This is a genomic window from Photorhabdus akhurstii, from assembly GCF_019090985.1.
In the GTDB taxonomy this organism is placed as follows: Bacteria; Pseudomonadota; Gammaproteobacteria; order Enterobacterales; family Enterobacteriaceae; genus Photorhabdus; species Photorhabdus akhurstii.
This window is the reverse complement of the sequence record NZ_CP020335.1, coordinates 5,634,114-5,646,472: the sequence shown is the minus strand read 5'-3', so window position 1 is coordinate 5,646,472 and position 12,359 is coordinate 5,634,114. Positions and strand designations below refer to the sequence as shown.

Sequence of the window (12,359 nt, the reverse complement as noted above, 5' to 3'; positions counted from 1 at the left end):
ATTTCTCACCAAGTATGGCTTTAAATATTTTTCTGTAAGCCTCTCTCAGCTAATGATTGTTGTATCCAGTAGCTCTTATACATGCTAAATCTTTGGCACCAACTTTTGGGAATCCTACGATAGTTTTTACCAAGTTTGTAACCTATCAATTTAAGCGCAGTTGTGAGTAAAGCCCTAGGAATCCATAATGGTGCATTCTTCAATAGATAGTTCAACTCAGATTTCACAAATTTTATCCCTTCATCAGAAGCGTCGCCAAACTCTTGTTGAATCCAAGACTGACAAGTATGAAAAACTCCTATATCAAAATATCGGCGGAATTCTTCCCAAGGTGAGTAGTTGTGTGAGTGATATACAACAGCTTCTGAGCAGTACACCACTTTATAGCCAGATAATATCATTTTAGCGGTTAAGAACATATCCTCGGCTAAAATTGTGTGTTCTGGGAATCCACCTAATTCATGGAATACTGATGTTCTATATGCAGCAAAAGAGTTTGACATGAAAGCTGATTTGATACCAAACTTTCTTATATCAGTCTTACTTCTTATATAACTTTTATCACTATAGTTAAATAACCTAGCATGCTTTGCTAAAGGATTAGCATTTGCATGAGGAATCTGTCTACCATATACAGCAGCAACCTCTTTATCGATAAAACATTTTAGTAACTTCGTGATTTCATCTTCGGTAGCTAATTGAGCATCTTGGGTTAAGAATACGACAACATCAATGTCACTAAGCGCTTTTAATGCGTTATTTCTTGTCCCTCCATGGTTAAACTCCGATTTTGGAATTGAAATAGTTTTTACGCCATATTGCAATGCAGTATCCACAGTACTGTCAGATGAAGATGAATCGATCACAACAATATTTTTTTTATTGTTAATCTTAGTGGTTATACTTAACCAATGCTTCCAATCAACACCAGCATTATATGTAGGAACAATAATTCCATATCTAACCATTTTATTCTATATCTCATTACAGGCCAATTTTAACGAACAAAAGAGTGACGTTTTTTACCATCAATCGAAAGCACAATCAATGAAAGGGCAATATACGATATTACATCAAAGTCATACCCTGTGTATTGTACCAGCATACAAAAAAGTAAAGGAAAAAAGAGAGAAATTTTTAACCTTAAATTGTTAGAGAATTTATCTCGTAATGGTAAGAAAAAATACAATGAAATAAGGGAAAGTGTGTACAGAACGAGACCGATAACACCAATATCTACAAACATATTTAGAAAAACATTATGCATATTCGATTCGGCAAACACCCATCCATTAAGTCTAGATGCAAATAAAATTCCATGTCCCGTCATTATATTTAAAAATGAAAAATCATATATTGCATTGAATAATGTCATCCATAGTATAATTCTAGCCTTAAATCCATCACCGTTATGGCCTGATGATAAATTAGAAAAATCTAAATGAGAGTATCTATGCTCCTGAGAAAGATATGCATAAAAAAAAGCGGCCGTAATTATAAAAAAAATAATAAATTTATTTTTCTTAGAAAAGAAATTACTCATTGTAACATTAACCATCAAAGACAATGAAAAAATAAATTGTGCTGTTCTTGAGCATGAATAAAATATAAAAAAGGTACAAAATGCAGAACTAAGTATAAATCTGAATTTGCTCCTTTCAAACCTAAAAGAAAATAATGAAACATGAATAGCATAAATTAACACTACTTTGCTTGCCCATATGTTTTTATTCTGTTCTCCTATGAGTCTTGGGATTTCATTTAAAATATCAGAACTTGCAGATGTTTCTAAATTAAATGGGAGAAGCCAAATGTTATGAGAGTATATATCAAAAAAAAGCTGGGTAGAATTAATTAACACGACAAAAAAACAAAATGTCGATATGTAATTTGGAGTCCTCGAAGATAAATTACTATTACATAATATAATAAATAAAATTATTAGTGCAATATTATTAATTGTTAGTTTAATGGAGAAATCTATATTAGAAACATCAATTGTCGATAATAATACTGCACTCCCCCATATTAAATAAGAAACTAAAAATAATAGAGTAACAGATCTAATTAAAACACATTTTTTTTTATATATAAAGTATGTGAAACAATAAAATATAAAAACTATAATAAAATAAGGATATACTTTATATGGTATAAAAAATGAAGATATGATTGATAGTAATAATAGCTTAATTATAGTATTCATACTTTCCGTTCCAGCCAATATTCCTATTTTTTATTTGACACTCATAAAACCATATAGCCTTTTCTTAAAAGAAATAAATCGATAAATAAGACTGTCTCTATCAATCTTAACAAATGAAATTAGCATGTTGATTATTTGAAATAGTAGCGATAAGAAGAATATATAAAGAATAGGCACTGATAAGTAACATCTAGAAAATTTACCAAAACCATAGGAATAAGATGCTACTTTATTCATAGGCAACTTATTTATTGGTTGATCCTCATGATATATAACAACATCTTTATTGTAATTTCCTGAATATGAGTTACACAATAATGTATAGATAAAAGCAGTATCCTCGTTAGAGCCATATTTTGCACCTACACCAAACCGTTCATCGAAATATATATCATGAACTTTGGTAAAAAGAGTTATAGATGACGTAAGGCGATAAAAATTCCACTTTGTGATACGCTTATTTTTAGAAGGCCATGAGCGGAAGGCATCCTTATTTATTTTATTATCCCATATTTTGCCAAGAATAAAGGAAAGTTTTTTTTCTGACATATATTTGGCAACTTTTCTAAGCGTATCCGCAGGATACAAACAGTCATCATCAGGGAAAGATATAATATCACCAGAACAGTGCCTAATTCCAATGTTTCTATTTACTGATAGCCCAGTAACGCTAGATCTTATATGTGTGATCGAAATATGGTCATTATATTTGCGAATAACATCATCTAAAACAGGTTCAATATTTTGGTCTACCACAACTACTTCAATTAATTCAATAGGATAGTCTTGAACGCAGATTGACTGAAGAAAGTCATCAACAGGGTTAATTCTTCCTAAGGTTGCAAGTACTAAACTAAATTTAGTATTATATTTCATTTTTAAATAGCCTTCAGTTTCTTAACTATAACCTTAAATTTCTTAGCCGTGCGATACATTATGTACAAAATAGGATCGTAAATTTCTTTTTTATACATTCCACTTCCAATCTCCAGATACTTTAGAATCGGAATTAAAGTGTTCCATTCTTCTTTGCTTGCAGCACTGCGTGATAATAATATATTAAATGAGTTATATTGACGACTAATCAGCCCAGATATTGCACTTTTTATTTCTGAATTATCCTCAAATATTGAATGGCTAATTAGAAATAATGTTTCATTGTCTAGCGAAAAATGATTAAATATCCTTTTGTTCCATTCATTCATTTCATTCCCTGTTATAACAATTGGATATCCTAAGGTTTTTATTTTTGTCTCTCCAGCTTTTATTATAGAAACCAATCTAAGCAAATGTGTATAAGTATGGTTTATCCACTCTAAAGGAAATTCACATTTATTCCAAAATGATTTTTTCACAACAATGGTACTGATAAAAGCGAAAAAGGAAGATAACTCTGTACAGTTATCTATAAATCTAGCTATCTCTTGCGGAGAATCCACCGAATAATTATATTTTTTTTCTCTAAAAAATATACGTTCACTGTTGTTTGTGATTGGATTACCAATCAGAATATCAGAATCACTTTCTAATTCACTTATTATCTTTGCTAGCGAGCCTGGATATAACTTTTCATCACTTCCCATCAACCAGCAGAACCTTCCTTTCGCTGTATTTATGGCATTATTGATATTGTAACCAAGACCACGATTTTCCGGCAGTTTCACGTAGTTAACAATATCTAGTCTCTTAGAAAAATGTTCGACAAGTCTGGCCGTATCATCAGTTGAAGCATTATCAGATATAACAATTTCTATCTGATAGTATTGCAAGCTATTTATTTCACTTTCAATAGATGATAATAAAGAGCGTAATGTGTGTGCTCTATTAAAAGTCGGAATGCAAATGGATATATCGATATTGGAGATCATGAAAAACTACCTATTCCTTTTAATAAATCTAAGAAATGTAATAAGAGTCCAAGGAAAACTTATTGCAATAATAACAAATGCATAACTTGCAATTACAGCAGTACTGCTGATCTTTGCAAATAAAAACATTAATAGCACATTAATAATACTAGTTATCAATGAATTCCACACCATTGGCTCTTGTTTATGAGCTCTCATATATGTAGCAGCGCAGAATATAAAGTGATTGAAAATAGAAATAATAAAAAGCATTAATAATATTTCAAAATTGGCAATACGATGAATAAATGGAGTATTATATGCCTTTAATATAAGTATTATACATAAAAATAGTAATATTATAAGTAGATTTGCTACACCTGATTTAATAGAAGCATTTTTGAATAGTTTATTCAATTTACCACGGTGTCCTTCTGCGATAAGGCGTGCCATTTCTGGTGTTTTAGTTGTAACCCAACTTATGGATAAAGACAGCATGGTTGTAAAAATAGTGAGGGTCAAACCTATTCGCCCTGCTTCAATTTCACCTTGGCTTACAAAGATAACGGGATTAAATAATTGGAATATGAAATATCCGCTAAGCCAACTTAACGCGATGCGCCATTGGAATGGGAAAATTTCTTTTTTCCATGAAATCTTAGCATGTTTTTGAGAAAATGAATTTGTAAAAAAGATATGACGATGCCGGTAGATGAGCCAGCAAGAGATCACTGCCATACTCCCGCTCAGTATAGGAATAGCAATGAGCCCATAACCATTCCAGAGCAGGAAAAAAAGCCCGGAATGACCAATAACAGATTGCACTAATCTAATAGCTGCAACCTGCCCAACTAGGCCCATTCCTTCAAGAACAGATAAAAAAGGGCTGATAAAAAGATTTAAAGACGAACAGCTGACTAAGATAAACCACGCAGTAGCCCAATCTCTGGATGATAATTTGCCATGAGTATCAAAGAAATAATATCCACTTGATGATATGATGAAAAAAAATAGCACTGAAATGACTGCATACCATTTTTTTAATAGCTTAATTAAACTAACTATTCTTTCAATACTACGCACATCCCCTTTTAATCCAGAATGAATATTATAACTAAGCCCAGCCATTTCATGGCCAACCATTTGAACTACAACATAGTTAAAACCAAGTTCGAAAAATACCTGGGTTGCGATGATACTAGAAAAAGTGAAATAATAGCCCTGTTCATCAGAACTTAAATATATTGGGGTAAGAATTAATAATAACCCACCAGCGGTAATAGACCATAATCTAAGGGTAAGTGTTACTCCTACATGAAAGTCAATTCCAGAAAAACTGGATATTTTGTATAAGAATCTTTTTAAAAATATAAATATTAGCACTAATTTAATTTTCTCTTGCTATAGCAATAAGTTACTCAATAAGAGCATCTGATGATGAATATTGAGGTTAGTATACAGTTTTTTTGCAATATTCATTCTTATGACCACTGGTATTGAGAATATAAGTAAGGAAAGATTATGAAACACCTTGTGCTGTAAGGCTACTAGGAGGATAGCATATACTCATTTAACTTTCTTTTGCTTCCTTTTTAATCCTGCCTTAAACTTCTTGGTATTATTCAGGAAATTCACTGCAATATGATGAAGAGGAAAACACGTCCGAAGCATCTCTTCGTCGGATACGACTTGCTCCTTTGATTTCCCATATCATTTACAATATAGTTTTATACTCGATATACTAATATTATTATTTACAGTCTTTGTAAGAAATTGACCAGTAGATCTAGGTGATTCGAATATTGCTATTTTTATAGGTCTATCAGAAGTATTCTAATTTTAATGAAAATAGTGGAAATTGCTCATCTCTAGCAGATAATATTGGCCCTGAAATAGGCCAACTGAATCCAAAAGAATTCCATTTTATACCCTTATCAAATTCCGGTGAATATACAGTTGATGTTTTGTACACCATGATTGAATTGTCTTCTAATGATAAAAAACCATGTGCGATACCTTTTGAAAGATATAGTTGGAATGTATTTTCTTCGTTAAGTTCAATAGCCATAAATTGACCAAAAGTAGGAGATTCAGATCTAATGTCTAGGAAAACATCTAATACTCTACCTTTTGGGCAATAAACTATTTTTTCATGATCTTCTGGCGGAACCTGAAAATGCATTCCACGAATAACATTCTTTGCTGATATCGAATAGAATTCCTCTTTAAACGAAAAGTTTAGGTTATTCTCTTCAAAAATCCTTTTATGGTATGTTTTTACAAAAGCACCTCTGTCATCAGTGAACCTTTTTGGTTCTATCAAATAACAACCGTTTAATTTTAACTCAGTAATCTTCATATAATATCTGTGAAGAGCTATGCTCTTTCCTTCTAATCAAATTTAGTAATAGCATAATCACGGTGTTGCTTGGTTAAGCCCGGTTAGATATTAATCGAGAAAGTTTGATTAATATACGATTTGTATTAGAGAAAGCCATACAGTAATTGTAGTTAGCAAAATAGAATTCATGTTTAGATTATTGACAAACAGCAAACACGTACTAATTTTGGCTTCGTCCAAAAGTTTGAATAGTTCAATACAATTTATACCACTGGTTTTTTCAAATTAATTTGAAAATAAAATCAGACAGGCTCAGTGTTTTCGGTTTTTTCTGGTGATTCTAGGAATCCGGGTAATTTGTTAAACCTACTTTCACGTAAGTGAAAGTAATTGAATTGTCAATTCATAACTGGTTTTTTTTAATCCTAAGAAAGCATCTTTAATAAGCAGGCTTCTTTTATTAGTATTTTCTACCATTTAGAAAAATTTGGTCATTTATAGAGATAAGGCCATTTCCCAAATCCATCACACATTTTAATACCATTTTGGTTGATATGTTTTAACCTTTATTATTAAGTATGATTTATTTTTCTATGGTATTTAATATTGTCTATCAATTAGATAATAGTAAGGCAGAATTAGCCGAGTCTCTTTAGTAAAATTATATCTGTATAATATAAGAATGATTTCATTATCACGCATACATAATATCAAGTATATCTATGTACTTTTACTTATGGGTTAATAGTACTGAGTTATTAGTCATATTTTATTAATTCCCGTATACCCTTTATATAATCAAATTTCGGACACCATCCTAATTCAGATAATGAAGATATATCGGCGAAAGAATCCATTATTTCATTATTACGATGAGCAATTGCCCCGTATTCAATTTTTGTCTTTGTATGAGGAATGCACGCTTTTATATGGTCTAAAAAATCTTTCATAGAAATTGAATACCCAAGTCCGACTTGATATTCAGAATAAATAGGCAAACATTTTGTTTTTAATATCGTCATAAAAGCATCAATAACATCTGATATATAAATAAAATCTCGACGTTGCAATCCATCTGTACATTTGACGTCATCACAGTTATTTTTCATCATATCTAAAATAAATGGAATAAATTTCTTTTTATTATCACCAGGCCCATAAACATGCTCTAGTCTCATGTTTAGGAATGAAAATCCATATTCATGAGATAAAAATTTACCCCATTCATTCAGATGTTGTTTAGTTATTAAATAAGGACGCATATACTGATAATTAAAATGGGGTTTTGAAAAGTAACTATCAGTATTAATGAATATTGGTATATTATATTTAACTGTGAGTTCAAGTAAGTGCAGGGGTTTTGTTACATTTCCACTCTCAAACTCGATAAAATTATCAAGTTCACGTTTATATACAGTAGCCAGATGGATTACTGATAAAATATCAGAATCTTTTTTTTGATGATTAATACAACTTTCAACCTCCTGCCATTCACACCAGATTAAGCGTGAGTTCTCGCATAACGATCTGACAGTTTTATTACGGGTGATTGCAATGACTAATATATTTTTGTCCAATAAGGCTTTTATTATATGAGAGCCAATGAACCCGCTGGCACCACTTACGATAACTGTTTTTGGTTTCTCTGTCATTGCAATTCCCTTCTAATTTAGTTGTTAATTAAAAACTAACCCCAAAGAACTCTTCAAACTTAGTAATGACATAATCTAGGTGATCTTTAGTCAAGCCAGGATAAATACCAATCCAGAAAGTTTGATTCATAATGCGGTCGGTATTGGTCAATTTGCCAACCACGCGATAATTACGGTTAGCAAAATAGGGCTGACGGGTCAGGTTACCGGCAAACAGCAGACGCGTACCAATTCTGGCTTCATCCAAGAATTTAACCAGTTCAACACGGTTAATACCGCTGGCCTCTTTTAGGGTAATCGGAAAACCAAACCAGGAAGGTTCAGAATTCTCGGTTGCTTCTGGCAACTCAAGGAACTCAGTACAGTTTTCCAGACCGGCTTTCAGATAGGTAAAGTTGGCCTTACGTTGTTCGACAAACTCTTCAACACGTTCCAGCTGAGCCAGACCGCAGGCTGCCTGCATATCGGTGATTTTCAGGTTATAACCCAGATGAGAATAAATGTACTTGTGATCATAACCTTGAGGCAGAGATCCAAGTTGCTGACCAAAACGCTTGCCACAGGTGTTATCGCAACCCGGTGCACAGTAGCAATCACGGCCCCAATCTCGGAAAGATTCAATAATTGTTCTCAGTTCACCTGACTTGGTAAACACAGCACCGCCTTCCCCCATGGTGATATGGTGTGCTGGGTAGAAGCTAACAGTACCAATATCACCAAAAGTACCGACCATTTTGCCATCATATCGGGTGCCCAACGCATCACAGCAGTCTTCGATCAGCCATAAATTGTACTTGTCGGCGATACGGCGCACTTCGGTTAGGTTAAACGGGTTACCCAGAGTATGAGCAATCATGATAGCTTTGGTCTTGTCGGTCACTGCTGCTTCGATCAGTGTCGGATCGATATTGTAGGTAGGGATATCCACATCGACGAAGACGGGAATAAGACCGTTCTGAATAGACGGGTTAACAGTCGTCGGGAAACCTGCCGCGACAGTAATGACTTCATCACCCGGCTTAAGTGCCCGCTCACCCAGCTTATAGGAAGTCAGTGCGGTTAACGCCAACAGGTTGGCAGATGAACCTGAGGAGGTGGTCAGCACATGGGGTACGCCAATGTACTCCCCAGTTTTTTTTCAAAGGCATCATTGAAACGCCCAGTGGTCAACCAGCCATCCAGAGAAGCTTCAACCATTAGTTGTAGTTCTCGGGCACCGATTACTTTTCCGGAAGGTGGTACTACGCTAGTACCGGCTACAAAAGGTTGAGGAGCCATCGCTTCCTCTGCATACTGGGCAACCAGCGAGGAGATCTGTTCACGTAATGCTTGAGAACTCATTAATTCATTCCTGTCATGGGGTATGTTACTTGTCTTTGCGGGCCTTAGGGCGGCAGACAAACAAATATAAAGGGGCGATATGTTACGGCTACAAACCTCAAAAGTCATGTTACCGTAGCAGATTCATTTTACTGCGCAGCCATGTAATCACGAATTTCGTGTAGCGAGGTTTCACGCATATCCTCACTTGCCAACCATGCCTTATGCCAGTTGACGATACGTTCCAGTGTATTGACCAGATCCCAGCGGGGATGCCAGCCCATTCTCATCTTAGCTTTGGAGCAGTCCAGTTTTAGGTAATGAGCTTCATGCGGGTGTTCTGCGCCATCGAGTTTCCAAGTGGCATTCTTCCCCCATAGTTGAGCCATCGTTTCAACAATAAACTGTACCGGTTTGGCATCATTATCATTGGGGCCAAAGTTCCATCCCTCAGCAAAGGCGCATCCGTCCCGGTAAAGGTGCTGAGCTAATAGCAGATAGCCGGAAAGTGGCTCCAATACATGCTGCCACGGACGAATAGAATGCGGATTACGGATCACAGCAGGTTCGCTATTTTGAAAAGAGCGTAAAATATCCGGGATCAGTCGATCCTTGGCCCAATCACCTCCCCCAATCACATTACCGGCACGTACCGATGCCAGCGCGACTCCATGATGCTCATAATCTTTGGGATTAAAGAAAGAATTACGGTAGGCAGAAGCTACCAGTTCTGCACATCCTTTGCTGTTGGAGTAGGGATCATAGCCGCCCATAGCCTCGTTTTCACGATAGCCCCAAACCCATTCTTTGTTTTCGTAGCATTTGTCACTAGTAATGTTGACAACTGCCTTAATACCGCCAACTTGCTTAATAGCTTCCAGTAAATAGACTGTACCCATCACATTAGTGGAATAGGTCTCAATAGGATTATCGTAGGAGAGTCTTACTAATGGTTGAGCAGCCATGTGAAAGACTATCTCAGGTTTGAAGTCAGTTATAGCTTCACGCAGATGGAAAAAATCACGGATATCCCCTTCTTCAGAGAGCAGACCTCTATGAACGCTCGCTACTTCAAATAGACTGGGTTCAGTTGGTGCAGGTAGCGAATAACCGCGAACAATTGCTCCCATCTCTTCAAGCCATAGGGAGAGCCATCCCCCCTTAAAACCGGTATGCCCCGTGAGAAAAACACGTTTTCCACGCCAGAAATTCGCTTCAATCACAGTGTTTACTCCCAAATCTTCCACGGAGCCTGCCTTTTCTTCCATAATGCTTCGAGATAATGTTTGTCGCGCAGAGTATCCATTGGCTGCCAGAAGCCTGTATGTTCATATGCCATCAATTCGCCTTGTTCTGCCAAGGTCATTAGCGGTTCTTGTTCCCAAGTAGTAGCATCATTATCGATGAGATCAATCACTTTTGGGTTGAGTACAAAGAAACCACCATTGATCATAGCGCCATCGCCTTTTGGTTTTTCTTGGAAAGAGCGGATTTGTTTATTCTTGATATCAAGCGCACCAAAACGTCCCGGCGGTAAGGTGGCGGTAAGGGTAGCCAGTTTTCCATGATTGCGATGGAAATCGATAGTGGCCTGAATGTTCACATCGGAAACACCATCACCATAGGTAAACAGAAAAGCTTCATCGTCCTTTATATAATCTGCTACCCGCTTCAGACGTCCTCCTGTCATAGAGATATCCCCGGTGTCAACCAAGGTGACATTCCAAGGTTCGGCACGCTTCTCATGCACTTCCATCCGATTCTCTGCCATATAAAATGTCACGTCAGACATATGCAGGAAATAGTTGGCAAAATACTCTTTGATAACATATCCCTTGTAACCACAGCAGATGATAAAGTCATTAATACCATGAGCAGAGTACATTTTCATGATGTGCCATAAGACAGGTTTTCCACCAATCTCCACCATTGGCTTCGGTTTTACCACTGTCTCTTCGCTCAGACGAGTACCCAAGCCCCCGGCCAAAATTACTGCCTTCATGATTTCCTCATTTATTTAGATACGGTGAATGCATCAGAGAAGAAGTGCTTCCCAGACAATCCATTTTTTACAAAATCAGTTCTTGCTGCTTCGATCATAATTGGAGATCCACAGGCATAAACGGCAAATGCTGAGAGATTATCAAAATCTTCCATTACCGCCTTATGGACGAATCCTCTTCTTCCTGACCATTGAGAATCTTCACCGGATACCACGGGTACATAATGTATATTCTCATACTTGGTAGCCCACTCTATTGGAAGGTTTGAATAAAAATCAGACTCGCTATTCATTCCCCAATAGATGTGAATCTCACGTTTGGAATTTTGTTCGATAAGTTTTTCCACCATGGCTTTAACTGGAGCAAATCCAGTACCGCCAGCAAGAAAGATAATTGGTCGATCATCGTCTCTGACGAAGAATGTTCCCAGCGGTCCTTCCAGTCTCATCAGGGTATTTACAGCCAGTTCGTTGAATAAAAGGCTACTCATAACTCCATTGGCGACTTGTCTAATATGTAATTCGATCCCTTCCGAAACCGCAGCATTGGCAATGGAATAGCTTCGTACCACACCTTGATAATGAAGATTAATATATTGGCCGGGTAAGAATGCAAAAGATACAGTGGGTGGTAGCCTGAATTTAATGACCATATATTCATCTGCCGCTATGCTGGTTGAACTAACTTTGCAGGGCACAATCTTTTTCGTTAGCTCAGCAAGCTCTGGATAGTATTCAGCTTCTATGACAATCTCATCAGAGCTAGGCTTACATTGGCAAGTCAAGAAACGCTCGCCAGCCTTATATACACGCTCTTGTTCATCGGAAACTTCACCAGCAAGTAGAAGTGATTCGCACATGCCACATGAACCATTCTTACAGCTATATTCTAGTACTACGTTAGATTCCAGCGCAGATTCAAGGATTGTTTTATTTTTTGCTGCGCTGAATTTAACCTGAGAGGGAGTCAATTTAACTATGGTACCCATCA

The 12,359-nt window shown here is 36.1% G+C and carries 10 protein-coding genes and 1 pseudogene; all 11 read right to left on the bottom strand.

Features of this window, described 5'->3' with window-relative positions; genetic code table 11:
- Window positions 1-20 precede the first annotated feature (20 nt).
- On the bottom strand, window positions 21-968 hold the full coding sequence (locus tag B0X70_RS24510; protein WP_217470577.1) for a glycosyltransferase family 2 protein: 948 nt from the start codon (window positions 966-968) through the stop codon (window positions 21-23).
- Between the two features lie 29 nt (window positions 969-997).
- Window positions 998-2,206 (bottom strand): O-antigen ligase family protein, encoded by a 1,209-nt coding sequence (locus B0X70_RS25830; RefSeq protein ID WP_336246300.1) that lies wholly within the window; start codon window positions 2,204-2,206, stop codon window positions 998-1,000.
- Window positions 2,207-2,236: 30 nt separating this feature from the next.
- Window positions 2,237-3,082, bottom strand: a complete 846-nt coding sequence (locus tag B0X70_RS24500) for a glycosyltransferase family 2 protein (RefSeq protein WP_217470575.1) — start codon at window positions 3,080-3,082, stop codon at window positions 2,237-2,239.
- A 2-nt stretch (window positions 3,083-3,084) separates the two neighbouring features.
- Window positions 3,085-4,074, bottom strand: coding sequence for a glycosyltransferase family 2 protein (locus tag B0X70_RS24495; protein WP_217470574.1), 990 nt, complete (start codon window positions 4,072-4,074; stop codon window positions 3,085-3,087).
- A 6-nt stretch (window positions 4,075-4,080) separates the two neighbouring features.
- A complete protein-coding gene (locus B0X70_RS24490; protein WP_217470573.1) occupies window positions 4,081-5,436 on the bottom strand; it encodes a hypothetical protein in 1,356 nt (451 codons plus the stop codon).
- A gap of 439 nt (window positions 5,437-5,875) precedes the next feature.
- Window positions 5,876-6,412, bottom strand: a complete 537-nt coding sequence (gene rfbC / locus B0X70_RS24485) for a dTDP-4-dehydrorhamnose 3,5-epimerase (RefSeq protein WP_217470572.1) — start codon at window positions 6,410-6,412, stop codon at window positions 5,876-5,878.
- Between the two features lie 740 nt (window positions 6,413-7,152).
- Complete coding sequence (locus tag B0X70_RS24480; protein WP_217470571.1) at window positions 7,153-8,046, bottom strand: SDR family oxidoreductase; 894 nt, start codon at window positions 8,044-8,046, stop codon at window positions 7,153-7,155.
- Between the two features lie 28 nt (window positions 8,047-8,074).
- Window positions 8,075-9,387, bottom strand: a pseudogene (gene rfbH, locus B0X70_RS24475) (lipopolysaccharide biosynthesis protein RfbH).
- A gap of 128 nt (window positions 9,388-9,515) precedes the next feature.
- Window positions 9,516-10,589: a CDP-glucose 4,6-dehydratase gene (rfbG, locus tag B0X70_RS24470; RefSeq protein ID WP_217471803.1), complete on the bottom strand. Its 1,074-nt coding sequence runs from the start codon at window positions 10,587-10,589 to the stop codon at window positions 9,516-9,518.
- Window positions 10,590-10,594: 5 nt separating this feature from the next.
- The gene (gene rfbF, locus B0X70_RS24465; protein ID WP_217470570.1) at window positions 10,595-11,368 is read right to left on the bottom strand and encodes a glucose-1-phosphate cytidylyltransferase; all 774 of its coding nucleotides are present in this window, start codon (window positions 11,366-11,368) and stop codon (window positions 10,595-10,597) included.
- Window positions 11,369-11,379: 11 nt separating this feature from the next.
- Window positions 11,380-12,357: an FAD-binding oxidoreductase gene (locus B0X70_RS24460; RefSeq protein WP_217471802.1), complete on the bottom strand. Its 978-nt coding sequence runs from the start codon at window positions 12,355-12,357 to the stop codon at window positions 11,380-11,382.
- Window positions 12,358-12,359: the final 2 nt, after the last annotated feature.